The 25,138-nt window shown below is 60.4% G+C and carries 21 protein-coding genes; 17 read left to right on the top strand and 4 right to left on the bottom strand.

Annotated features, from left to right (window positions below):
- Positions 1-15 precede the first annotated feature (15 nt).
- Positions 16-915: a dihydrodipicolinate synthase family protein gene (locus FHS09_RS10770; protein ID WP_183459694.1), complete on the bottom strand. Its 900-nt coding sequence runs from the start codon at positions 913-915 to the stop codon at positions 16-18.
- 120 nt (positions 916-1,035) lie between these two features.
- Here FHS09_RS10770 and pepQ point away from each other — a divergent pair, with 120 nt between their 5' ends.
- Both pepQ and FHS09_RS10760 read left to right on the top strand, forming a co-directional pair.
- Positions 1,036-2,376, top strand: coding sequence for a Xaa-Pro dipeptidase (gene pepQ / locus FHS09_RS10765; protein ID WP_183459692.1), 1,341 nt, complete (start codon positions 1,036-1,038; stop codon positions 2,374-2,376).
- On the top strand, positions 2,373-3,620 hold the full coding sequence (locus FHS09_RS10760; RefSeq protein WP_183459690.1) for an FAD-dependent oxidoreductase: 1,248 nt from the start codon (positions 2,373-2,375) through the stop codon (positions 3,618-3,620). Before pepQ ends, FHS09_RS10760 begins: the two co-directional genes overlap by 4 nt.
- A 78-nt stretch (positions 3,621-3,698) precedes the next feature.
- Here FHS09_RS10760 and FHS09_RS10755 read toward each other — a convergent pair whose 3' ends face one another.
- A complete protein-coding gene (locus FHS09_RS10755) occupies positions 3,699-4,577 on the bottom strand; it encodes an SGNH/GDSL hydrolase family protein (protein WP_183459688.1) in 879 nt (292 codons plus the stop codon).
- Positions 4,578-4,999: 422 nt separating this feature from the next.
- Between FHS09_RS10755 and FHS09_RS10750 the strand changes: the two genes are divergently transcribed.
- From FHS09_RS10750 to FHS09_RS10735, 4 genes are all read left to right on the top strand, one after another.
- On the top strand, positions 5,000-5,680 hold the full coding sequence (locus FHS09_RS10750) for a TetR/AcrR family transcriptional regulator (RefSeq protein ID WP_183459686.1): 681 nt from the start codon (positions 5,000-5,002) through the stop codon (positions 5,678-5,680).
- The gene (locus FHS09_RS10745; RefSeq protein WP_183459684.1) at positions 5,673-6,236 is read left to right on the top strand and encodes a DUF1285 domain-containing protein; all 564 of its coding nucleotides are present in this window, start codon (positions 5,673-5,675) and stop codon (positions 6,234-6,236) included. The genes FHS09_RS10750 and FHS09_RS10745 overlap by 8 nt, the downstream gene beginning before the upstream one ends.
- A 341-nt stretch (positions 6,237-6,577) precedes the next feature.
- Positions 6,578-8,242 (top strand): serine/threonine protein kinase, encoded by a 1,665-nt coding sequence (locus tag FHS09_RS10740; RefSeq protein ID WP_183459682.1) that lies wholly within the window; start codon positions 6,578-6,580, stop codon positions 8,240-8,242.
- A 107-nt stretch (positions 8,243-8,349) separates the two neighbouring features.
- The gene (locus FHS09_RS10735) at positions 8,350-11,076 is read left to right on the top strand and encodes a TonB-dependent receptor domain-containing protein (protein WP_183459680.1); all 2,727 of its coding nucleotides are present in this window, start codon (positions 8,350-8,352) and stop codon (positions 11,074-11,076) included.
- A 93-nt stretch (positions 11,077-11,169) separates the two neighbouring features.
- Here the strand turns inward: FHS09_RS10735 and FHS09_RS10730 are convergent, their stop codons facing one another.
- Positions 11,170-11,817, bottom strand: a complete 648-nt coding sequence (locus tag FHS09_RS10730) for a cysteine hydrolase family protein (protein ID WP_183459678.1) — start codon at positions 11,815-11,817, stop codon at positions 11,170-11,172.
- Between the two features lie 199 nt (positions 11,818-12,016).
- Positions 12,017-13,639, bottom strand: coding sequence for an electron transfer flavoprotein-ubiquinone oxidoreductase (locus tag FHS09_RS10725; RefSeq protein ID WP_221191948.1), 1,623 nt, complete (start codon positions 13,637-13,639; stop codon positions 12,017-12,019).
- Between the two features lie 419 nt (positions 13,640-14,058).
- On the opposite strand from FHS09_RS10725, the gene FHS09_RS10720 reads away from it, so the two are divergent.
- The 11 genes from FHS09_RS10720 (at position 14,059) to gspK (ending at position 25,083) form a co-directional block, all read left to right on the top strand.
- Positions 14,059-14,811 (top strand): electron transfer flavoprotein subunit beta/FixA family protein, encoded by a 753-nt coding sequence (locus FHS09_RS10720; RefSeq protein ID WP_183459674.1) that lies wholly within the window; start codon positions 14,059-14,061, stop codon positions 14,809-14,811.
- Positions 14,808-15,737, top strand: a complete 930-nt coding sequence (locus FHS09_RS10715; protein ID WP_183459672.1) for an electron transfer flavoprotein subunit alpha/FixB family protein — start codon at positions 14,808-14,810, stop codon at positions 15,735-15,737. Before FHS09_RS10720 ends, FHS09_RS10715 begins: the two co-directional genes overlap by 4 nt.
- A 257-nt stretch (positions 15,738-15,994) precedes the next feature.
- Positions 15,995-16,672: a type II secretion system protein N gene (locus tag FHS09_RS10710; RefSeq protein WP_183459670.1), complete on the top strand. Its 678-nt coding sequence runs from the start codon at positions 15,995-15,997 to the stop codon at positions 16,670-16,672.
- 58 nt (positions 16,673-16,730) lie between these two features.
- A complete protein-coding gene (gene gspD, locus FHS09_RS10705) occupies positions 16,731-18,779 on the top strand; it encodes a type II secretion system secretin GspD (RefSeq protein ID WP_183459668.1) in 2,049 nt (682 codons plus the stop codon).
- A complete protein-coding gene (gene gspE, locus FHS09_RS10700; protein WP_183459666.1) occupies positions 18,776-20,263 on the top strand; it encodes a type II secretion system ATPase GspE in 1,488 nt (495 codons plus the stop codon). The genes gspD and gspE overlap by 4 nt, the downstream gene beginning before the upstream one ends.
- Positions 20,264-20,330: 67 nt before the next feature.
- Complete coding sequence (gspF, locus tag FHS09_RS10695) at positions 20,331-21,548, top strand: type II secretion system inner membrane protein GspF (RefSeq protein ID WP_183459664.1); 1,218 nt, start codon at positions 20,331-20,333, stop codon at positions 21,546-21,548.
- Positions 21,549-21,579: 31 nt separating this feature from the next.
- A complete protein-coding gene (gene gspG, locus FHS09_RS10690; protein WP_183459662.1) occupies positions 21,580-22,008 on the top strand; it encodes a type II secretion system major pseudopilin GspG in 429 nt (142 codons plus the stop codon).
- Positions 22,009-22,019: 11 nt separating this feature from the next.
- On the top strand, positions 22,020-22,751 hold the full coding sequence (gspH, locus tag FHS09_RS10685) for a type II secretion system minor pseudopilin GspH (protein WP_183459660.1): 732 nt from the start codon (positions 22,020-22,022) through the stop codon (positions 22,749-22,751).
- Positions 22,744-23,172: a type II secretion system minor pseudopilin GspI gene (gene gspI / locus FHS09_RS10680; RefSeq protein WP_183459658.1), complete on the top strand. Its 429-nt coding sequence runs from the start codon at positions 22,744-22,746 to the stop codon at positions 23,170-23,172. The genes gspH and gspI overlap by 8 nt, the downstream gene beginning before the upstream one ends.
- An 85-nt stretch (positions 23,173-23,257) precedes the next feature.
- A complete protein-coding gene (gspJ, locus tag FHS09_RS10675; RefSeq protein WP_343057471.1) occupies positions 23,258-23,992 on the top strand; it encodes a type II secretion system minor pseudopilin GspJ in 735 nt (244 codons plus the stop codon).
- Positions 23,989-25,083, top strand: coding sequence for a type II secretion system minor pseudopilin GspK (gspK, locus tag FHS09_RS10670; protein ID WP_343057470.1), 1,095 nt, complete (start codon positions 23,989-23,991; stop codon positions 25,081-25,083). Before gspJ ends, gspK begins: the two co-directional genes overlap by 4 nt.
- Positions 25,084-25,138: the final 55 nt, after the last annotated feature.

The following is a 25,138-nucleotide window of genomic DNA, read 5'->3' as shown; positions in this document are numbered from 1 at the left end:
GCCGAACCCTGCTGCTTAATTGATCTCCGGACGCGTGGCGATGGCCTTGCGAATCATTCCCAACACTTCCTCGCGCTCTTCCCCGCTCACCGGGAGGCGCGGGTTGCGACACAGTTCGCTGCCGTAGCCGCACTCCTGTACCGCCAGTTTGATGTACTGGACCAGCTTGGGCTTGGTATCCAGGTGGAGCAGGGGGGTGTACCAGCGGTAGAGCTTGCGCGCCTCTTCGTAGTTGCCGCTGGTGGCCAGGTCCCAGAGCAGGCGGTTCTCCGCGGGGAAGGCGTTCACCAAGCCGGAAATCCAGCCGTGGGCGCCCAGCGCGACGCTCTCCAGGGCCAAGTCGTCCACGCCGCAGAAGAGGATAAAGTCGTCGTCCACCAGGTTGGCGATATCGGTCAGGCGGCGGGGATCGTCAGAGGACTCCTTCACCGCGACGATATTGGGCACCGCGGCCAGTTCGGCCACGGTTTCCGCGGAGATGTCTACGCCGTAACAGGCGGGGTTGTTGTAGATCATCACTGGCAGGTCGGTGGCTTCAGCCACCGCGCGGATATGCGCCGTTACTTCAGTGCTGTCGGCTTTATAGGACATTGGCGGCAGCACCATCAGGCCGTCGACGCCGGCCTCCCGGGCGGAGCGGGCAAAGGCGCAGGCACCAGTGGTGGTGTATTCGGCCACGCCGGTGAGTACCGGTACCCGCCCGGCCACCTGTTTCACCGTCGCGCTCAGCACTTCCAGCTTTTCTTCGACGCCCAGCGAGCAGTTCTCACCCACCGTGCCTAGCATAACGAGCCCGTTGATGCCTGCGTTGAGCATCACTTCCAGGTGTTCCATAGTGCCGGGGATATTCAGGCTCTCGTCGGCGTTGAGTTGGGTGGTGGCTGCGGGGAAAACGCCGCTCCAGTTGGTTTGCATGATACTTCCTCGTTGGGTCAAGAAATCGCTTCAATCTGAATTGTTATTGTGTACAATAAATAAGGTTTGCAAACACTGTCAATAACAATCATGCCGCCTGGCCGTTTTGCCGGAGGAAAAATGAATCTGGATCTGCTTTACCGCGAACATATTGCCGAATTGAGCGCCCGCAGCGCCAGGGCCTTGGAGAACAGCGGCTACGATCGCCTGCTGATCCACGCCGGCGCCCCCAGAGTGCCGTTTCTGGACGACAACAGCTACCCCTTCCGCACCAATCCGCATTTCAAGCACTGGCTGCCGCTGTTGGAGCATCCCTATTCAGTGCTGGTGATTTCCGCCGGGGACAGGCCGCAGCTGATCTACTTCCAGCCGCGGGATTATTGGCACAAGCCGCCGACGGACCCGGAGGGCTACTGGGTGGAGCACTTCGATATCGTGTTGGCCACCTCGCCGGAAGAGATCTCCGCAGCCCTGCCGGCGGATCTGGAGCGCTGCGCATATATCGGCGAGAACTCTCAACTGCTGGGCGGATTCCGCGCCGAACAGATCAATCCACCGCAACTCATCGCCGAGCTGCACTACCGGCGTGTCTATAAAACCGATTACGAGATCGAGTGCCTGCGCCGGGCCAACCGCAGTGCTGCGCGCGGACACACTGCCGCGCGGGAGGTATTTTTCGACGGCGGTACCGAGCTGGATATCCACCATGCCTACCTGGGCGACGCCGAGGTGCTGGAGTGCGAGTTGCCCTATGCCAATATCGTGGCGGTCAATCAACACGGCTCAATACTGCACTACCACGGTGCCGAGCGTGAGCTGTTACGGTCCGAAGATATCCATTCGCTGGTGATCGATGCCGGTGCAGGATACCGGGGTTACGCCAGCGATATCACCCGCAGCTACGCCTACCGCGACGGTGAATACGCCGAACTGGTGGAAGCTGTGGACGCGGTGCAGCGGGCGCTGGTGGATGAGGTGCGCATCGGCGTGGACTTTGCAGAGTTACACTGGCGGGCGCACCTGTACCTGGCGGAGCTGCTGTCCCGCTTTGAATTTGTACATCTTGAACCGGAGGATATTGTGGCGCAGGGCATCAGCCGCTCCTTCTTTCCCTGCGGCCTGGGGCACTTTATCGGCCTGCAGGTGCACGATGTGGGCGGTTACCTGAAAAGTCCCGGCGGCGAGGAATATCCCCGCGATCCCAAGGCGCCTTTCCTGCGCCTGGTGCGCAAGGTGGAGGAGCGCCAGGCGTTTACCATTGAACCGGGAATTTATTTCAGCGATATGCTGCTGGAGGAGCTGGCGCAGGGCCCGGATGCCAGCCGGGTAAACTGGAGAAAAGTGGATGAATTTCGCCGCTACGGCGGCGTACGCGTAGAAGATTGCGTGGTGGTCCATGCTGATGGAGTAGAAAACCAGAGCCGCGACGCCTTTCGCGCAACCGACGGGGGAAAGGCGTGAACAGCGTGGAAGTCGACACCCTGGTGGTCGGCGCCGGCGTAATCGGCACTGCCATTGCCGAGCAGTTACAGAGCCGGGGGGACAGAGTGTTGTTGGTGGACCGAGCGGAGCCGGGTAGCGGCTGTTCCTCTGGCAATGCCGGCCATTTCGCCACCGACGCGGTGCTGCCACTGGCCAACCCGCAGATGATTCTGTCGATTCCCAAAATGCTGATGGACCCCCTGGGCCCGCTGGCAATCCGCTGGTCGTACTTGCCAAGCATGCTGCCTTGGCTGCTGCGCTTCGCGCGGGCCGCGCTGCCCGCCAATGCGCGCGCCTCCACCCGCACCCTGCGCGAGCTGAATCGCCACTCTATTGCCAGCTTCGACCGCTTGCTGGCGCGCACCGGTTTGCAGGATTTAATGGTCAAGCGCGGCGCGCTAACCCTGTACCAGACGGAAAAGGGTCGCAGGGCCCACCGCGCCACCGTGACAGTGTTGCGGGATTACGGTATAGAGATCGAGGAACTGGACATCGGCGCATTGCGCGAGCTGGAACCGGCACTCAGCGAATCCCTGGTCGGCGGTCTCTACTTTCCCAATACCGCGCACACAGTGAACCCACTGCGACTGCTGCGGGAGCTGGCGCGGGTTTTCCGGGCCGGTGGCGGCACCTTCGAGCGTGCCGAAGTGCAGCGGCTGACACCACAGGCCGACGGCGAGGTGGCGGTGCAATTGGAAAACAGCGCCCTGAATGCGCGCCGGGTCATTGTCGCTGCCGGGGCTTGGTCCAAATCCCTGGCCGCGCAGTTGGGTTACCGGGTGCCGCTGGATACCGAGCGGGGCTATCACCTGATGCTGCCGCATCCCGCCATAGAACTCAAACGACCACTCGTTTCTTTCGAGCGCTCCTTTGTGATGACGCCGATGGAGGAAGGGTTGCGCCTGGCCGGCACGGTGGAACTCGCCGGGCTGAAAGCCCCGCCCAACTACCAGCGCGCGGATATTCTCTATCGGCACGCAGAGGCGATTCTACCTGGACTGCGGCGGGACGATGCGCAGCGCTGGATGGGCTTCCGCCCCTCGCTGCCGGACTCCCTACCGGTGATCGGCCGCGCGCCAAACCGTAAAAATATTTACTTCGCTTTCGGCCATCAACACCTGGGGCTGACCCAGGCGGCGATCACTGCGGAGATTGTCGGCGACCTGGTCGAAGGGCGGCGGCCGGAGGTGGATATCCGGCCGCTGGCGGTGGATCGTTTTTGAAACCTTGTAGGGTGGATGCGCTTCGCTTATCCGCCCTACACCGGGGGTGAAAATCGTTTAAATTCAGTGTTACCCGGGTCAGAACTGAAAGACAACCGGCAACCCCAACGCCTCGGCAAAGGTGTCGGCAATCAGCTGGTAGCCGGCGTCGTTGGCGTGGATATCGCCGAGTTCGCACATCCAGGTGAACTGGCAGATGCGTACCACGTTAGTTGGCATCACCCGGCTGCGATAAATGGTGGGCTGCTGGTTGAGGATTTCGAAGGCGTCGCCGATATGGGCGATGCGCACGCCCTGAGCGGCGTAGATGCTCGCCTCCAGTAGATTGAAGCTGGTGACCGCGAGAGACGTCAGTTCCGCCTGCAACCGGCCTTCCTCTCCCAGTAGCCAGTGGGCGAGAAAGGGATCGTAATAGGTCATTGCGGCGATCCTTGTTTCCGGTTCAGCTGCCCGGCGCAAGGCGTATAGGATTGGTGGCAGTTCTGCGCTGACAGTGGCCGCCTGATGAACCAGGCAGGTGGTATCGGGGGCGTCGATTTCGCAGCCGCTGAAATTGTCAGCGCCGATATTGAGAGTGACCGCCATCACCTGGCCGGGATGGGTCAGCAGGAACTGTACGGCCGCGTCGAGCTGTGAAACAGCGCCGGGATAGGTGCATCGGGAACCGATACCGTAGATCATCGAGGAGGTGGTTTCGCCACTGCAGCCGAGGTTGACCAGTTCCACATCGGGCCCGAAATGTGACAGCAGGCGCTCTGCGTAGCCGTCCCCGACAATCTGCCCCCCCTTGCCGTCGGGCTGTTCGCCGGCGGCCAGGGAATCGCCCAAGGCGAGGTAGTAGAAAGCGGCGCCAGACGGGGCCAGCTCGGTGGTATCGGCGGCGGCGGCGAGCGAACTGCCGAAAATCAGGGCGGCGGTAAAAAGGCCGGGTACAACAAGGTTTTTATTCTTGAACATGCCGTGCTCCTTGCGTGGCCGGCGAAAAGACGCTGCGGTTGCCGGTTGACTTGCCTTATAGCATATCCCGGGATAAATGCGCTCGGCCAGTGGTTATCGAAAGGGCGATTCACTCCTGCGGTGGTTCAACTTGGGGGTGGGAGTTCCCACATCGCAGTATCCGGCTCCATCGGGTTTGCCTGCGTCTCCATACTCCGGTAGGTCCCCCGGTATTTATATTGAGTCCAATAACAAGGTTGTCGAGGTTGAAGTGTCGCCACGGCCATCAGATGGCGATGATTGCTTCGGCGAGAGCCGAAGCAAGGTGGTTCGAAAGGACGAATTTCCCGGATTCGCTTTTCCAAATTGGATGAATTGCCTATCATTCATGAATGAATAGTCAATTTCAGTCCCCAAATTTAACGGCAGCCAAGGTCGGGAGTATGGATAAGGCAAAAGAGAAGGTTCAGCGTTTCCGCGCGCGGGAGCAGCGTATCCTGGATGCTGCGCTGGAGCTGTTGCTGGAACACGGCGAAGAAAAGGTCACCGTGGAACAGATCGCCGAGCGGGTGGATATCGGCAAGGGCACCATCTACAAGCATTTCATTTCAAAAACAGAGATTTACATGCGCTTGTTAATGGACTACGAGAAGTCCCTTACCGAGCGCTTGAAATCCGCCGTGGCCACTGCGGAGCAGGGAGATATCACTGCGCCGGCGCGAGCCTACTTCGAGTCGCGCATGGCGGACCCGGCCAAGGACCGCCTGTTCCAGCGCCTGGAGGAGAAAATCATCGCTCTCAACCAGGCGCCTGAGATGATTGAGGAATTGCACGCCATCCGCAACTCCAACGCCTCGGCCCTGAATCGGGTATTCGAGCGGCGAATGGAACAGGGCGTGTTGAAAAAAGTGCCTCCCTACTTCTATTACTCCACCTACTGGGCACTGGTGCAGGGGGCCGTGGAGTTGTACCACTCCAAGTCCTTCGCCGATGTGATCGAGGATATGGAGGGGTTGATGGAGTTCATCATGGATGTAGGGGTGCATATCGGCGATATCTCCGGCCGTCGCGGACAGGAGGAAAAACGCCCCGAAAGCGGCAGCGCGGGTTCATCGTTTGGCTGAACCGCTGTTCGACCAGCTGCAGCGGCTGCAGCAGGAGTTTCGCGGCCACCCGCCGGTAGAGCGATGGCATCCTGAACTCAGCGGCGATATGGATCTGCGGATTTGCCGGGATGGCCGCTGGGTTCACGAAGGGACGGAGATCCAGCGCCAGTCCCTGGTCAGGCTGTTTGCCAGTATCCTCAAGCGCGAGGGTGACGAGTATTTTTTAGTCACTCCCGTGGAGAAATGGCGTATCCAGGTAGAAGATGTTCCTTTTATCGCCACCCAGGTGGCGATCGGACGGGAGCGGAATCGGGAGCTGCTGCTGTTTACCACCAACACCGGCGATGTGGTACCCCTGGACCACGGCCATCCTTTCCAGTTAAACCCCTTCGGCGAACCGCCGCAGCCCGTGCCCTATATCGAAGTGCGGGATGGCCTGCAGGCGCGCCTTTCCCGAGACGTCTACTACCAGCTGGTGGAATGGGCGGAAGATGTTCCCGTAGAGGAAAAAAATACCGACGGCCAGCTCTGGATTCGCAGTGCCGGCGCGCGGTTCCTGCTCGGTAAATACTGAGCCAGCCGTATTCGGATATTTTTTCCATTCGCTTGTTTTTCCGTTTGTCTGCGTGCCTTTTAGTCTTTTCCTGAAACCTTTTTGAAATAAAAAGTTAATTTATCTTCCCGAGATAAAATCCGTCACCAATTTTTCGGTAAAAGACCGTAAAGGTAACAAATTCGCAACATTCCCTTCCTACACTCCCTCGCGTCCAAATCACCAAGGCGAAAACAAATAGGGTTTCAGGGCTATCTGAAGATCTGTTTTTGACATCCGAATGCACAGCTGAAGCATAAAAACCGATTTTTAGCTGCCCGGCTTTTCATATGAATAGGCAAAACTTCCGTTAGGGGGAATGTATGAAGCGAGTAAACAACAAGCTGCTGTTGGCAGCGACAATCGCCGCATTGCTGGCCGGTTGTGACAGCGGCGGTATCGATATCGAGCCGACTACCGTAGACAATTCTACGGACAACTCTGTAACCAACCCGGGTGGCGACACTACCAACTCTTGCGCCACTATTGAAAGCACCGGTGTTCAGGGTACTCCAGAAGGTGCCAATTGCCGCTACGGCACTGACTTCGTGTCTTCCTCCAACCCGCTGACGGAAGATCTCTACCTTCCGGCCTTGCCGAATGACGGTGCACATATTTTCGACGGCAGCCTGTTCGTGGGCGAGAGCTATGGTAGCAACGCGGAGCTGCAGACGGCCGGTATCGCCCAGGGCGGCGACGCCGTCAAGCTGGAAGTCCAGGCTGGCGCCACCATTGCATTCAAAGACAGCTCTGCCTTCATGGTAATCAATCGCGGTTCCCAGATTTTTGCCCGCGGTACCGAATCCGCCCCGATCACTTTCACTTCCGAAACCGACGTGCGTGGCACCGTAGCTGCTGAAGACGTTTCCCAGTGGGGCGGAATGGTGATCAATGGCTTTGGCGTTACCAACAAGTGCGCTTACACCGGCAACCTGGATGCCGGTACTCTGGCGCTCAGCGGCGAGTGCCATGTGGCCGCCGAAGGCTCCACCGACGACGAGGCTTCATACTACGGTGGTGACAACAACGCCGACAGCTCCGGTGAACTGACTTTCGTACGGGTCAAGCATACCGGTGCCCAGGTTGCCGCTGGTGACGAATTGAATGGTGTCGCTTTCGATGCCGTCGGCAGTGGCACCATCGTCCGCAATCTGCAGGCCTATTCCACCTATGATGACGGCATCGAATTCTTCGGCGGTGCCGTGAATATCGAAAACTACGTTGCTTTATACGTGCGCGACGACTCCATCGATATCGACGAAGGCTACCGCGGCACTATCACCAACGCCCTGGTAATTCAGAGCGAGGCCGATGGCAACCATTGTATCGAGTCCGATGGTATCGGCTCCTATGCGGCGGGCGAGGCCAGAAACGCGGACATCATTGGTCAGGACATCAACAGTCGCCCGGTGATCGATGGACTGACCTGTATCGTCTCTGCCCAGGCGGCAGGTACTCATGATCCGGGTGCCGGCTGGCGTTTCCGCGAAGGTATCTATCCGATGATCACCAACTCCATGATCGTCGCCTCCTTCAGTGCCGACGAAAACGGTGCTGAGGGCAGCAACTACTGCCTGCGTGTCGAGAGTGATGAGACCCTGGCCGAAGCGGAAGCTGGCACTGAAGTTGCTATCACCTCCAACATCTTCGCTTGCGAAGACAAGACCAAAGGCGGCCCGGTAGGCGCCGATGATCTGGAAACCTGGGCCGTAAACAGCGGCAACCAGTTCGCCGCCATCTCCGGTGCGGTAGATCCCACCCAAAATGCCGATACCAACCTCGTCCTACTGGCCGGAACCCCGGCCATGTACACCGCGGATGCCCTGGTTGTGGGTTCGGATGTGGACGGAAACCCTGCCCCTGCTACCGTGACTCCGGTGGAACGCGCCTACCTGGGTGCCCTGGATGTCAATGGTACTGACTGGACCCGGGGCTGGACTTACGGCCTGCACGAAGGCAGCCGCGCTCAGCCGCTGTGGTTTGAGTAAGCCGCAAGCGGGTTAATCCCCGATGCAAGGGCGCCGCTTCGCAACGGGAGCCGGCGCCCTCTTTGCTTCTACCGCAGTGATAAACAGGAACACAAGAGGCCTGGGTAATGGTTAAGAATGAAAAATTTCAGAGAGCGCCGCTGGTACTGGCTATTGCCGCGGCCTCCTCACTGACTCCGCAAGTTTGGGCGCAGGTAGAAATGGACGATGTCCAGGCACCGCAAGCCCAGCAAATTGAAGAGGTGATGGTTCAGGGGCGCCTGCGTGATTCGGCGGAAATGCTGGTCAGTGAGCGCCTGGAAGAAGAGGTGGTCACCGACATTCTCGGTTCCGAGATGATCGGCCGCGTCGGCGATTCGACCGTGGCCGCGGCTCTGCGTCGGGTGTCTGGCCTGTCTTTGGTCAATGACAAATTTGTGTATGTTCGGGGTCTGGGTGAGCGCTATTCCAGCACCACACTGAACGGTGCCACTGTGCCGTCTCCGGATCTGTCCCGCAATGTGATACCACTGGATCTTTTCCCCACCTCCGTGGTGGAATCCCTGGCAGTGCAGAAAAGCTATTCCGCCGACAAGGCCGCTGGCTTCGGTGGCGGCAACGTGGATATTCGCACCAAGGGCATTCCGGATGCTCTGACCTACTCGATTGAAATCGGCACCGGTATGAACACCGAGACCGATGGTGACGTATTGAGCTATTCCGGTGGAAGCGACGATGAGTTCGGGACTGACGACGGCACCCGCGCCCTGTCCGGCAATATCAAGGCCGCGATGCAGCGTTTCAGGGGCGATCTGAGCGTAGCGGGTATCCGCAGGACGTTGATTGCCGAAGGCAACGAGTATGCCACGGAACAGGAGGCCGAGGCGGCAGCCCAGGCACTGAACCGGGAACTGGCTCTGAATCTGAACCGGGACATCGCCGTCGAAGAGGATTCCAGCGATCCGGATATGGACATCAAGGCCAGTGTGGGCAACCGCTTCTACTTTGGTGAGCAGTGGGAACTGGGCTTCCTGGCCGGCGGTTCCTACAAAAGCCAATGGCGGGAAACGGAGCGTATCAAGCGGAGTCACGGTTTCCCGGAGGAGCGTACCGATACCCGCAACGAATCCACTTATGCGGTGAATATGAGCGGCAACCTGAATATCGGGGTGCGCTTCGCCGACGAACACGAGGTTGAAGCAACTACTCTGTTCCTGCGCAATACCGATGACGAAACTTCCATCAGCGACTATTTCAACGAAAACCGGGAGATTTCCGACGGCCTGGGCTTCCGCGAATACGCATTGAAGTATGAAGAGCGGGAAATGCTGGTCAATCAAGTCAAGGGTAGTCATTCCCTTGGCCTGCAAAGCAAGGCAATGGTTCCCGGTGGCATGCTGGACTGGGTACCGGAAGAGCTGCGGGTCGATTGGTTCTATACGGATGCTGCGGCTTCCACGGATATTCCGAATGAAGTCAATGTGTACTCGGACAATATCACCAACCCGGCTACCGGTGAGACCATCATCTCTGTCGTGAGTACCGGCTCCCGCAGTGCGGACTTCCGTTTTACGGAACTGGAAGACGAGGTGCGCAACTACGGCTGGTCCGTCACCTTGCCGTTGGAATTTTCCGCTTCCACTCTGGAGCTGAGCGGCGGCTTTGCCCGAACGGAAAAGGGCCGCACCTACAAGCAGACACAGTTGCGCTTGGATATTTTCAGCGTCGCCGACAATTCCATCCTGGGTGGATCACTGGATCAGGTGTTCGGCGATGAGAATATCACCGATACGGACAACAATTTTGTGTTCGACCGCGCCGGCAGCAACAAGCAGAGTTATATCGCCGCCACCCTGACCGATGCGGTGTACGGTAAGTTCGACTGGACCTTCAACGAAACCTGGCGCCTCTCCGCCGGCGCCCGCTGGGAGGATTACAACCAGGTGGCGTTGGAGTGGAACCCCTACGGTTATACCCCGGACGACCCGCAGATTCCAACCGATCCGGATGAGCTGGCGCAGGCTGTTTATGCGCAGGACGACGTTTACCCCTCGCTCTCCCTGACCTATATGGGCTCCCTGTGGGCGGAGACTTTCCAATTGCGTTTCGGCGCTTCGAAAACCGCCGTGCGCCCGGATCTGCGCGAGATTACCGACGCTATCTATATAGATCCGATAACGGACGAACAGGTTAAGGGGAATGCCAATGTGCGCCCGTCGGAGATCAACAACTACGATGTGCGTGGGGAATGGTTCTTCGACAGCGGGGACAGCCTGACCATCTCCGCCTTCTACAAGGATATTACCGATCCAATCGAATTTTTCGAAGCGGCTACCAGTGATACCAACCAGCTCCGCGAAATTGTTAACGCCGAGTCCGGTGAAATTACCGGTGTCGAGATAGAGGGTATGAAGAGCTTGGGTTTCATGGGCGGCCTTATGGAGATCTTCTTCATACAGGGCAACCTGACCCTGCAGGATTCGGAGTTGGTGGCCGGCATAGAAGCCGACGCACCGACTAACCAAGTGCGCGAAATGGCCGGTGCTTCCGAGTATGTGGTCAATATGCTGGTGGGCTTCGACTCTCCGAACGGCAGTCATTCCGCCACTCTGGGCTACAACGTCTTTGGTGAACGCCTGTATCTGGCTGGCCGCAACGGCGCACCAGATGCCTTCGAGCAGCCGTTTCACTCGCTGGATCTGACTTACTCCTGGTATCCCAGCAACGAGATGACCATCAAGGCGAAGCTGCAAAACCTGCTTGACGAGTCCATCGAGATTGAGCGCAGTGATGTGATCGTATTCGAGGAGAAGCCGGGTTCATCTTTTGCGTTGAGTGCGCAATACAAGTTTTGAAAATTTCGGGACGAGTAAGTTCGAAAAACAGGAATAGAGCCACAGGGATGTGGCAAGCGATTGGTCAAAGCCATCTTTCACAACCGGGTACTGTCACCAGTACCCGGTTTTTTCTCTTACCGAGCGAATATGCTGCTCCAAGTCTTCCTGCAGACTCGGGGTTCGCACTACTTCGCAGAAGCGGCCGTCGAGACGGTTGACACACTCAGCCTGGACGGTATCGCTGGCCGAGGCGGTGGCGTCCTCAATCAGCATCGGGCAGTAACCGAAGTCGGCCGCCGCGCGGATGGTGGATTCCACGGCCACATCAGTAAAAACGCCGCAGCAGTAGAGCTGCGCAATGCCCAGTCGGCGCAGAAGGGTGTGGATATCGCTGTTGCCGAAAGGGCTGGCAGCAGTCTTGTTGATGACCAAGTCGTCGCCCCGGGGGGCGACGGGCTCGATGAACTCGGCTTCCTGCGAACCGGGCGGGCAGTGCAGCCCGAGCTTCTTGTGCCAATAAGTGCGGTCGCGGCCATCCTCGGTCTGCGACATGACCCGGATATGGGCAACCTCCAGCCCCTTGTCGCGAAACAGCGCCTGCAGTTTCTGCACATTGGGCAATACCTGCTTTTCCAGGCGCGCAAAATAGTATTCCTCTCCTTCCTTGCCGAAGGCGCTGTAGCCCGGGTCGGCGAAGACTCCGCAGCCGCGCGCGGCATCCAGGTATTGCAGATCGATACAGAGTAGGGCGGGTTTCATGGATTCAGTGCACCAGGGGCTTTACTGAGTCAGTTTAGCCGGTGGTGCGAGGGCGGTTGATTCCTCTATGTAGGAGCGGCCGTTGGCCGCGATCGGTGATGGCCACGAAGTTGTAGGGTGGATAGCGAGCGCATCTGCCCTTGGCGGGCCTCCGGCCCGCAAGCGGAGCTGGAGCTCCGCGGTCCCGGGCCCCGACCATTTACATATTCGGATAGTTGGGCCCGCCGCCGCCCTCCGGCGCGACCCAGACGATATTCTGCGTCGGGTCCTTGATATCGCAGGTCTTGCAGTGCACGCAGTTCTGGGCGTTGATCTGGAAGCGCAGCTTGCCCGCTTCCTCCACCACCTCGTAGACGGCGGCGGGGCAGTAGCGCTGGGCCGGTTCGTCGTAGATGGGCAGGTTGTGGTTCAGCGGTATCTCGTCATCCTTCAGGGTCAGGTGGCAGGGCTGGTCTTCCTCGTGGTTGGTGTTGGAGATAAACACAGAGGACAGCTTGTCGAAGCTGAGCACGCCGTCGGGCTTGGGGTAGTCGATTTTCTTGCAGTCTGCGGCCGGCCTCAGTTGGGCGTGGTCGGCCTTGGGATCGCGCAGAGTCCAGGGCAGCTTGCCCTGGAAGATGTTGATGTCGATAAAGGCGTAGGCGGAGCCGAGGATATTGCCCCATTTGTGCTGGGCCGGACCGAAGTTGCGCTGCTTGTGCAGCTCCTTCCAGGCCCAGCTGTTGCGATACCTGGTGGTGTATTCGGTGAGCTCATCGTTGGCCCGGTCCGCCGCCAGGGCCTCCACCGCAGCTTCCGCGGCGATCATGCCGGACTTCATCGCGGTGTGGTTGCCTTTGATCTTGGCGAAGTTCAGGGTGCCGGCGTTGTCGCCGATCAGCAGGCCGCCGGGGAAGGTCATCTTCGGCTGGGACTGCAGACCACCCTTGGTGATGGCGCGGGCGCCATAGGCCACCCGGTGGCCGCCTTCCAGGTACTGTTTGATCACCGGGTGGTGCTTGTAGCGCTGGAATTCGTCAAAGGGGCTGACGTGGGGGTTGCTGTAGGCCAGGTCGGTGATCAGGCCCACCACCACTTGGCTGTCCTCCAGGTGATAGAGGAAGCCGCCGCCGTGAGAGCCGCTCTCGTCCAGGGGCCAGCCGGCGGTGTGCACCACCAGACCCTGCTGGTGCTTATCGTCGCTGACTTTCCAGATTTCCTTGATGCCGATGCCGTAATGCTGCGGGTCCACGCCCTCGTTCAGCTTGAAGCGCTCGATCAGCTGTTTGCCCAGGTGGCCGCGGCAGCCCTCGGCGAAGAGGGTGTACTTGGCGTGCAGCTCCATGCCGGGCATGTAGGAGTCCTTGTGCTCGCCATTGGCACCCACGCCCATATCGCCGGTGGCGATGCCTTTGACGGAGCCGTCCTCGTTGTAGAGCACTTCGGCGGCGGCGAAGCCGGGGAAGATCTCCACTCCCAGGTTCTCCGCCTGTTCCGCCAGCCAGCGGCACAGGTTGCCGAGGCTGATAATGTAGTTGCCCTCATTGTGCATGGTGCTGGGCACAAAGAGGTTGGGTACGCGGGTGGCTTTCTCTGCGCTGCCCATCACATAGATGTCGTCGCCTTTGACAGGAGTATTGAGGGGGGCGCCGCGGTCTTTCCAGTCCGGGAAGAGTTCGTTCAGGGCGGTGGGTTCGAATACCGCGCCGGAGAGAATATGGGCACCCACTTCGGAGCCCTTTTCCACCACGCACACGGAGATGTCTTCGTTGAGCTGGCGAAGACGGCAGGCCGCCGCCAGTCCCGCGGGGCCGGCGCCCACGATCACTACATCGTATTCCATTGATTCGCGTTCCACGGCGCTCTCCTCAGCTGGTTGTTTTATGAGCTGTGTTTTACAACTCGGGCCTGCGCATCATGTATCTTTTATTCTGTCCGGGTGATTCGACGTTGAATCCCGGCCCCTGATTGGCAGCGGATTATATAGGCCTTTAACCAGCGCTACCAATTGCAGGATTATTCAATTGCCGTGGCAAATACGCCGCAGTTCGGTGAGATAGGCTGTTGAAATTGCTCGCTTTTATACCCGGAAATAGATTTGTTGAATGGCGTCGGACGCGGCTATTCGACTATTGATTTTGGCCGTTAGAAGGGTCAACATAGCCGCCGTTCAAACGCCTGTTTGACTCGAAGACCGTATTTGTTCGCGATGTGAACAGTCAGTCGCGGTTCCCAAGTAAAGACTACTGAGACGGGATATCCATGAAAGTTCTTGTAGCTGTGAAACGCGTTGTGGACTTCAACGTCAAGGTCCGCCCGAAGGCGGACGGCTCCGACGTCGATACTGCCAACGTGAAAATGTCTATCAATCCCTTCTGCGAAATCGCCGTGGAAGAGGCGGTACGCTTGAAGGAGAAAGGCGTTGTCAGCGAGATAGTCGCCGTCTCCATGGGACCCAAGCAGTGCCAGGAGCAGATCCGCACCGCGCTGGCGCTGGGCGCCGACCGCGGCATCCTGGTGGAAACCGACGCCGAGCTGCAGCCGTTGGCGGTGGCCAAGTGCCTGAAGGCCATCGCGGATAAGGAAGAGCCCCAACTGGTGATCCTGGGTAAACAGTCCATCGACGGCGACAACAACCAGACCGGCCAGATGCTGGGCGCGTTGACTGGCATGGGGCAGGGCACCTTCGCCTCCGAAGTGGTGGTGGAAGATGGTTCCGTCAAGGTGACCCGCGAGGTCGACGGCGGCCTGCAGACCGTCTCCCTGAAGCTGCCGGCGATCGTCACCACCGACCTGCGCCTGAACGAGCCGCGCTACGCCTCCCTCCCCAACATCATGAAGGCGAAGAAGAAGCCGCTCGACACCACTAGCCCGGAAGAGCTGGGTGTGGATGTTACCCCGCGTACCACGACCCTGAAAGTCGAGCCGCCGGCCGAGCGCCAGGCGGGCGTCAAGGTCGCCAGCGTGGACGAATTGCTAGAGAAACTGAAGAATGAGGCGAAGGTAATCCAATGAGCATTCTGGTTATTGCGGAACACGACAACGCCGAGATCAAGGGCGCCACGCTCAATACCGTCGCCGCGGCCAAGGCCATCGGTGGCGATATTCACATACTGGTAGCCGGCGCCGAGTGCGGCGCCGCAGCCGAGGCAGCGGCCAGGATCGACGGCGTCGCCAAGGTTCTGGTGGCGGACAACGCCGGCTACGAACACCAACTGGCGGAGAATGTGGCCAAGCTGGTGGCGGACCTGGGTGGGGACTATAGCCATATCCTGGCTCCGGCCACCACCACCGGCAAGAACATGCTGCCGCGCGTTGCGGCGCTGTTGGACGTGCAGCCCATCTCCGACATCCTCGCTGTGGAGAGCGCCGATACTTTCAAGCGCCCCATCTACGCCGGCAACGTGATCGCCACGGTACAGAGTTCCGACACCACCAAGGTGATCACAGTGCGCACCACCGCCTTCGATGCTGCGGTTGCGGAGGGGGGCAGCGCCGCGGTGGAGACTGTGGATATCGCCGAGGACGCCGGCGTCTCCTCTTTCGTTGGCGAAGAGCTGGCGGTATCCGACCGCCCGGAACTGACCTCTGCGAAGGTGGTGATCTCCGGCGGCCGCGGTATGCAGAACGGTGACAACTTCGAGATGCTGTACAAGCTGGCTGACAAACTCGGAGCCGCTGTAGGTGCCTCCCGCGCCGCGGTGGACGCCGGCTTCGTGCCCAACGACATGCAAGTGGGCCAGACCGGCAAGATAGTCGCGCCCGACCTGTACATCGCCGTGGGCATCTCCGGTGCCATTCAGCACCTGGCGGGGATGAAGGATTCCAAGGTGATCGTGGCCATCAACAAGGACGAGGAAGCGCCGATTTTCTCCGTTGCGGACTATGGCCTGGTGGCGGATCTCTTCGATGCAGTGCCGGAACTGGAAACAAAGCTGTAATTTTCAGTTAGTATACTGATCGACCCCGAAGGGCGGCATTGAGCCGCCTTTTTGTTTTTATTTGAGTCGCTCTGCTGAGAAGGGCTATCACTGGGCGGTTTTGCAGGGGGGGGGGTGATCAAATAGTGTACTGACTAAATAGTATGCTGTATGATGCGCCAAATAGTGAACGTTGCGTTTCATTAGGTGACGAAAGAGAATAGGCGTCAATAATTGATAAATATAGTCAATCGTTGAAGTGACTCACAAGGTTGTTCATGTCCGCAGTAAAACAAGCCTTTATCTCTATTGGTGCAGTCGTTGGGCGGCGCAAGTCTTTGCCGCGCAGCACCCTGGCTTCTACCGCTGTCGTCGGTGGCTGGTTGCTGCTCAACCTGGCGGCCTACGGTGCACTGGTGGTTCCCGACAATAGCGAGGAGTCGCTGTTGGCCCGGCGTAGTGTGCAGGCATCCGCTGTCGGCCGGGTGGAATCCCTGCCCAATACTCCTTTCTTCGGCCGGGCCCCAATGAAGGCTGCCACCCAGCAGCCGGAAGTGGATCTGGCCAATATTCCCATCACCCAGCTCAACCTGGTGCTGTCGGGAGTACTCGACAGCAGTGCCAAGGATAAGGCCAGCGCCCTGGTGTCGGAGAAGGGCAAACCGGCCCAGCGCGTCTATATCGGTGACAGTCTGCCCGGGGGGGCGGAACTTTACTCCGTGGCGGTGGACCATATTGTGCTACAGCGCAACGGCAAAATGGAAAAGCTGACCTATCCGGATGAGGATGGCCGCCCCAGCGTTCCCATGCGGGAGATTGCCAACTACGCCCGCCAGGCAGTGGAAGCCAGTGCGGCCGGCGCGGTCAGCAGCTCTGAGAAGCAGCAGTCCATCCGCGAGCGCCTGGAGGAACTGCGAGAGCTGGCCCGCGAGCGGAGGGCTGCCCGCAGAAACTGATCGCCAGATTGCCAAGACCATTTCTTTCAGACTTACAAAATAAAAGAGCCAGATAATAATGATGAGGATGTTCTATCGACGGCTGTTCGCAGTCAGCCTGGGTTTGTTGATATCGACTTCAATACTGGCTCAACCCCCGGAAGGGGAAGTTCTGGCGCGGGGCCCGGAAGGGGCAGCGCTGACCCAAGGTCCGGAAAGGGTGACCCTGTCGCTGGACAACGCCGATATCCGTGACCTGATCAACTGGGCGGCGGATTTCACCGGCAAGAACATCATTGTGCACCCCAATGTGAAGGGTAAGGTCACCGTCGTTGCCGGCGACCCCATGTCCCATCAAGAGGCCTTTGAAGTCTTTATGTCAGTGCTCCAGGTCAATGGCTTCAGCCTGGTGGAGCAGGGGGGGGCCTGGAAAGTGGTGCCCGATGCCCTGGCCAAGCAGCAGGCGATTCCGGTCGTGAGCGACGAGACCCGCGCACCGCCAGAGTCCCTGGTGGTGCGTACCGTGCGGGTGGAGAACATCTCTGCGGCCCAACTGATTGCCATGCTGCGCCCGCTGATTCCGCAGACCGGCCACCTGGCCGCCTACGCCGACACCAACACCCTGATCATCGCCGACCGCGCCGCAAACATCGATCAGATAGTGCATCTGGTCAAGCAGCTGGACCGCGCCGGCGCCATCGAGATTGAACTGGTGCCACTGCAGTTCGCCTCCGCCAAGGAAGTAAAACAGGTATTGGGTGAGTTGCTGCAGGCGGGTGGCAAGAGCAGCCCAGGTAGTGAGGTGCAGCCTCTGCGCATCGCAGTGGACGAGCGCTCCAACAGCGTGCTGCTCACCGGCGACCCGGTGACCCGCCAGCAACTGAAGAATGTGATAGCCCGTCTCGACCAGCCGCTGGATGGTGAGGGCAACACTGCAGTGGTCTATGTGCAGTACGCGAGCGCCGTGGATCTCAAGCCGATCCTCGAGGGCATGAGCGGCAGCATCCAGAAGACCGAGAAGGACCAGCAGATCGCCGATGTGGAAGTGAGCATCCAGGTCAACGAGGCTCTCAACGCCCTGATACTCACCGCGCCGCCGTCGCTGCTGGAAACCATGAAAGGGGTGATCGCCAAGCTGGACGTGCGCCGCGCGCAGGTATTGATCGAGGCGATTATCGTCGAGGTGACCGAGGGTACCGGCAACGAACTGGGTATCAGCTGGATCGCCGGCGCCAACGAGAATGTCGTGGCCGGCTGGAACAACAGCCCCGCCACTCAGGCTATCAATGAGGATGGCGAAGTGGTCGAAACCTTGAACCCCTTCTCTCTGCCGCTGCGCAGTCTGGCCGGCGCCGGTGCCCTGAACCTGGGCTATTTGAGCGGCACCGATATCCGCGCCGCGATCAATGCCATCGCCTCGGAGAGCAACGCCAATATCCTCTCCACGCCAACCATCATGGCGCTGGACAACGAGGAGGCGGAGATACTGGTGGGCCAGAATGTGCCCTTCGTTACCGGTGAGCAGTTGCTCTCCGGCAGCAGCCGCGACCCCTTTACCACCATTCAGCGCGAGGATATCGGCACCGAACTCAAAGTGACTCCGCGGGTGAACAACAACAACTCGGTGACACTGGAGATAGAGCAGAAGGTGGAGAATGTGCTGCCCAGCAACGAGGGCGCGGTGGATATCGTGACCAGCAAGCGGGAGATCCGCACCAAGGTATTGGTCGACGACGGCGCCATACTGGTGCTCGGCGGCCTGATCGAGGATCAGGTCAACGAGTCCGTATCCAAGGTGCCGCTGCTGGGGGATATCCCGGGTATCGGCCGGCTGTTTCGCAATACTAGAAAAGATGTCAAGAAGACCAACCTGATGGTGTTCATACGCCCAAAAATCCTCAACACCCAGATTGCTGGCTACGAGGAGACCCGCAAGCGCTACCTGGACCTGCAGGAGAAACAGATTCACCTGAAGGACAGGACCAGCCTGATTTGGGACTGGCACCGCGGCGATGTGCTGCCGGACCTGCTGCCGCCCACCGGCGGCTACGACGGCATGGGAGTGAAACCGGAGGGAGAGACGCCGGTGGAAGTTCTCGATGCAGAGGTGATAGAGGCGGAAAAATGACGGCCAGTGCGGAAGTGACAATCCGGGCAGTAAAGCGGTTGCCCTATGCCTTCGCCAAGCGCCACCGTGCGCTGCTGCTCGACGTGGACGGCGGTGCCCGCTGCCAGTATGTCGCGCCACTGAACCCGTCTGTACTGGCGGAAGTGCAGCGTCTCTGTGGTCGGCCGGTGGAGATCGAGGCGGTGGGGGAGGAGGCTTTCCAGGCCGCTCTGCAGCGGCTGTACGAAAACCGCGAGGGTGGCAATCTCTCCGATGTCGAGACTCTGGGCGACGACCTGGACCTGGCCGCGGTGGCCGACTCCCTGCCGGAGACCGAAGACCTGCTGGAGCAGGAAGACGATGCCCCCATCGTCAAGCTGATCAACGCCATCTTCGCCGAGTCCCTCAAGCAGGGGGCCTCGGATATCCACATCGAGACCTTCGAGAAGCGGCTGGTGGTGCGTTTCCGCGTGGACGGCGTGCTGCGCGAAGTGCTGCAGCCGCGCCGCGCGCTGGCGCCGCTGTTGGTGTCCCGTATCAAGGTAATGGCCAAGCTGGACATCGCCGAGAAGCGCGTTCCCCAGGACGGCCGCATCTCCCTGCTGATGGCCGGGCGCGAGGTGGACGTGCGCGTCTCCACCATGCCGTCCTCTGCCGGCGAGCGGGTGGTGATGCGCCTGCTGGACAAGCAGGCGGGCAAGATGGACATGGGCAAGCTGGGCATGGCGGACCGCGACCTGCAGGTGATGACCGAACTGCTGGGGCGCCCCCACGGCATCCTGCTGGTCACTGGCCCCACCGGCTCCGGCAAGACCACCACCCTCTATGCCGGCCTCGCCAGCATCAACAACCGGGAGAAGAACATCCTCACAGTCGAGGACCCGGTGGAGTACAACCTGGAGGGCGTCGGCCAGACCCAGGTGAATACGAAGGCGGACATGACCTTCGCCCGCGGCCTGCGCGCGATACTGCGCCAGGACCCGGACGTGGTGATGGTGGGGGAGATCCGCGACCTGGAGACCATGCAGATCGCAATCCAGGCGAGTCTCACCGGCCACCTGGTGCTCTCCACCCTGCACACCAATACCGCCCTGGGCGCGGTGACCCGCCTGGTGGACATGGGCATCGAACCCTTCCTGCTCTCCTCCAGCCTGATCGGTGTGCTGGCCCAGCGCCTGGTGCGGGTGCTCTGCCCGGAATGCCGGCAGCCCCACAGCGCCGACGCCTCCGAGTGCCGCCTGCTGGGGATGGAGGAGGCGGTGATTTACCGTCCCGCCGGCTGCGATCACTGCAGTCAAAGCGGCTATGTAGGTCGAGTGGGTATCTATGAACTGGTACCCGTCAACGATATCCTGCGCCAGCTGATCCACGACCGCGCTTCCGAGAGCAAGCTGGTAACGGAGGCGCGCAAGGTGGCCTCCAGTATTCGCGAGGACGGCGTGGCGAAGGTATTGGCGGGGGTGACTTCGCTGGAGGAGGTGGTGCGTGTTACGCAGGAGTCTTGACGGCGGGATCGCGGGACCCGGATCCCGATTCTCCCCTACCTTTTCCGGGCTCGGAGGGCTCTAAGTCGTGGCCGCCTTCCAATACATCGCCCTTACCGATTCCGGCCGCAAGAACCGCGGCACTCTCGAGGCCGACAGCCCCCGCGCGGCGCGCCAGCAGTTGCGCGCCAAGGGGTTGGTGCCACTGGAGGTGTCCCCGGCGGCGGACAGCGCCGGCGAGAGTGGCGGCAGCCTGCTTGCCGGAAGCCCGGGTCTCAGTATCAAACACCTGGCGCTGCTCACCCGCCAGATCGCCACGCTGCTGCGCGCCGGCATTCCCCTGGAAGAGACTCTCGGCGCCATCGCCAGCCAGACCCGCAATCACAAGATTCGCCGCATCGTGCTCGCGGTGCGCGGCAAGGTGCTGGAGGGCCACAGTTTTGCCCAAGCCCTGGGCAGTTTTCCCCGGGCCTTCCCGAAACTGTATCGTGCAACGGTGGAGGCGGGGGAACACTCTGGCCACCTGGACGCGGTGCTGGAGCGTCTCGGCGACTACACCGAGAACCAGCAGAAATTCCGCCAGAAAGTGCAATTGGCGCTGATCTACCCGATGGTGCTGGTATTCATCTGTGTCCTGGTGGTGACCGGCCTGATGGTCTACGTAGTGCCGGACGTGATCGAGGTGTTTACCGGCACCGGCCAGGTATTGCCCCTGCCCACGCGCATACTGGTGGCGGTGAGCGACTTTATCTCCGCCTGGGGCTGGCTGGTGCCCCCGGCGCTGGCGGCGTTGATAGTGGCGATTATTTTCCTGTTACGCCGCCCGGCAGCCCGTTATCGCTTTCACCATCGGTTGCTGGAACTGCCTCTGATCGGCTGGCTGGTTCGGGGTGGCCAGAGCGCTCGCTATGTGGGTACCCTGGCGATTCTCACCGGCAGCAGCGTACCCCTGGTGCAGGCGATGGGCATCGCCAGTGGGGTGATGAGCAACGATTTTCTCAAGGAGCGTTTGCAGGCGGCGCAGAAATCTGTGCGCGAAGGTGGCAGTTTGCGCCGTGCGCTGGAAGACGTGGAGTATTTCCCGCCCATGATGATCTATATGATCGCCAGCGGTGAATCCTCCGGCACCCTGGATGAAATGCTCCGCCGCGCTGCGGAATCCCAGGAGCAGGATCTGCAGGGGGCGGTTACCGCGTTTGTCAGTCTGTTCGAACCGGCCATGCTGCTGCTGATGGCCGGGATCGTTCTGTTTATTGTGATGGCGATCATGATGCCCATCATGAGCATGAATCAACTGGTTGTGTAAAAGCCTGTCTACAGGCGAAGGGAGCGAGAAAATGAGAAATTTACGCAAAAGCGGCGGCTTTACGCTGATCGAGATCATGGTGGTGATCGTGATTCTCGGGGTGCTCGGCGCCCTGGTGGTGCCCAACGTGCTGGGACGCACCGGCGAGGCGCGGATGAAGGCCGCAGTGGTGGACCTGCGCGCCATCGAGACGGCGCTGGATATGTACCGCATGGATAACTTCGTGTACCCCAGCTCCGACCAGGGCCTGCAGGCACTGGTGAGCAAACCCTCCGGCTTTCCAGAGGCGAAAAACTGGAACGAGCCCTATCTGAAAAAGGCTCCCAAGGACCCCTGGGGCAATGAATACCAGTACATCAGCCCCGGCAGCACCGGCCCCTACGATCTGTACAGCCTGGGCGCTGACGGCAAGCCCGGAGGAGAAGGCGAGGCGTCGGATCTATCGCTCGCCGAACTTTGAGTTTGACCGGGATGGCGTGCCGGCTTGAAATAGGGGGGCTTGAATCGCTCCCCGGACAGATCGGGACTCGGGACTCGGGACTCGGGACTCGGGTTTGTCTGCCGGACGGGCGCTGCCAAAGCGAGGGTACTGCCGGCACTCTATCCCCAAGCCTTTCTCGCGCCGGGTCCCGGGTCCCGGGTTCCGGTTCCCGTCAATCCGGCTTCACCCTGATCGAGATTCTGGTCGTCATCGTTATCATCGCCACCCTGGCGGGGATGGCGGTGCTGTCCCTGGGCGGCGCCGGCAACCGCAACTGGACCGGCGAGGTCCAGCGCCTGGCCAGCCTGTTGCAGCTGGTGGCGGACCGGGCCTTGATCGACAAGGCGCACTACGGGGTGATGATGGAAAGTGACGGCTACAGCGTGGTGCGTTTCGATGCCGCGGCCATGAAGTGGCAGGCGCTGGACACCGAATCCGCGGGCCGCAGCGCCGCGCGTTTTGCCTCTCATCAGTTGCCGGAAAATATCCGCCTGGAAGTGCTGGAGGAAGCCCAGATGCCCGGCGCCGAATCCAAAGAGTTCGCCGCTGAGCGAAAAGAGGAGGAGGAACAACTCCCCCAGTTCGTGGCGCTTTCCAGCGGTGAAATCCTCCCGGTAGAGCTGGCCATGTTCCTGCTCAGTGACGGCGACATCAGCCGCGGGGCATCGATTTCCTATACCAGCCTGGCGGGATTGAAGGTGGAGTGGCAGGTGGATGACTGAGCGTAGATACGGGTCCCGGGTCCCGGGTCCCGCAGTTCCCGTTTCTCGCTCCTCCGGTTTCACCTTGGTGGAGGTGCTGGTCGCGCTGGTGATCTTTGGCGTAATCGCCGCCAGCGTGCTGAAAACCATGCAGGGCAGTGTGCGCCAGCAGGCAGCCATGGAGGAGCGCCTGGCCGCCAGTTGGGTGGCGCAGGAAGTGCTGGCTGAGATACGCGTGCGCAGCCCCTGGCCGCCGGTGGGAGAGAAGGCCGAACGGGTGCCGCTGGGTGGGCGCGAGTGGCAGGTGACCGCCACCGTGGAGGACACCAGAGAGGAGCGTATGCGCCATATCATCGTGGAAGTGGCGCGGCCGGACGGCGAGTATCCGGTATTCACCCTGGATGCCTGGGCGGCGAAAGGGGGGCAGAATGGTGAACGATGACAAATTTGCAGGAGCAAATTTGGACGCCGAAGGCGCCCGCAGGGCGAGCGCCATGGATGGCGCGAGTCAATGCGGAATACGGAATGTGGGACGGGCAAAGGCGCGCAGCGGGCAGATAACGGCGCATTCCGCATTCAAACAGTCCGGCTTCACCCTGATCGAGATCATGGTTGTACTGGTACTGGTTTCCATCATCAGTATCGGGTCCTACGCCCTGCTGGACACCTTCAACGCCACCGACCGGGCACTGGAAGGGCGCGCGGAGGAGCTGAGGCGGCTGTCCATGGCTTTCTACCGCATCGACGACGACCTCCGCCAGCTGACGGTACGGCCGGTCAAGAATGCCTACACAGGCTACGAACCAGCCCTGCGGGGCGACGCGGACGAAATCGAGTTTACCCGCCTGGGCGCGGCCAATCTCACCGGCGAGCCCCGCGGCGAGCTGCAGCGCGTGGGTTACTCCCTCGGTTATCGGGAGGAGGAGCCCGGCGGAAACGACCTGGAGGAGGACAGCGGCGGCTTGTTCCTGCGCAGTCGCTGGCGGGTCCTGGACCGGGCTCCCGACTCGGAGCCGGTGGCGGAGCCGTTACTCGCCGGCGTCGACGCGCTAACCCTGCGCTATTACGACCCGGATACCGAAACCTGGCTGTCCCAATGGCCGCCGGCATCCTCACAGACTACCGCCGGCCAACTGGACACCCGCTTGCCCCAGGCTCTCGAGCTGGTGCTGATGACCCGCACCGGGGGCGAGCTGCGGCGGGTCTTTCCCGTATCCAGCCCTCCCGATAAAGACGCCGGCGAGCGCGGGGAAGGCCCGTGAATAATGCCGGGCCAAGACAACAGCGCGGCGTTGCACTGATCACCGTGCTGCTGGTGATGGTCATCGCGATCGCCGCGGTAACCCACGCCATACTGCGCAACCGCATCGCCCTGTCGCGCACCGGTATGTTGCTGGCCAACACACAGCTGGCGGAGTTCGTCGGCGGCGCCGAAGCCTGGGCGCAGGTGGTCCTGGAGCGGGACTGGGAGGCGGACAAGGAGGCCGGTAGCAGGGGAGAGAATCCATCCGCCGACCATGCCGCCGAAGCCTGGGCGCAGAAAGCGTTGGAGTTCAATCCGGATAATGGAAAGATCCGGATTCAGATCAAAGACTTACATTCATGTTTTAATGTGAATAATCTCACCGCGGGCGGCTCGAGAGGCGGCTCCAGAGGCGGCTCCAGAGGCGACTCCAGAGGCGACTCCAGAGGCGGCTCGGGCAGGCAGGGGGGGGAACAAAAGGATGTTTTCGAGCGCCTCGTGCGCAATGTCAGCGGCAAGCCGGAGCTGGCCAAGGCGATCCTGGACTGGCTGGATGCCGACGATACCCCGCAGGCCCCGGGCACTGAGGATGACGGTTACCTGGGGCTGGATGTAGCCCATCGCACCCCGGATGCGCAGATTACCGATGTGTCCGAACTGGCCGCGGTGCAGGGGATGGAGGCGGAGGACTGGCAGAAATTACTTCCCTTCCTGTGCGCCCTCCCCGAAACGGACACGAAAATCAATGTGAACTTCGCACCGGTGGAATTGATCGAGGCGGTGCAGCCGGAGGCCAACAGCGAGGAGATTGTTCGCCAGCGGGAATCGGACACGTTTTTCAGTGATTACGGCGAGTTGGCCAGCTACGGTGTGACCAGTGGCTCGGGCCTGGTTTTCGAGAGCAGCTATTTTCTCGCCCGGATCGCGGTGCAGCTGGGGGACGGTGGCGACTACCGCCAGTACTGGGAGACCACTTTAAAAGTCGACCAGGGCAAAGGCAGGGCAGAGGTGTTGCATCGCCAGCGGCGCAGCTTCTCTACTGGGCATATGCAGGAGTTACTGCAGGATTCTTCCGAATCTGCGGATGATAAATCAAGAAAAACCAAATAGTTATGGCAGATAGTTTAAGTTTTGAATCAAAGGATGCAGCACCTGGGCGGCAACT

It is taken from the genome of Microbulbifer rhizosphaerae, from assembly GCF_014191725.1.
Lineage (GTDB): Bacteria > Pseudomonadota > Gammaproteobacteria > Pseudomonadales > Cellvibrionaceae > Microbulbifer > Microbulbifer rhizosphaerae.
Note: the sequence above shows the minus strand (reverse complement) of the source record. Positions and strands in the feature narration are given on the sequence as shown.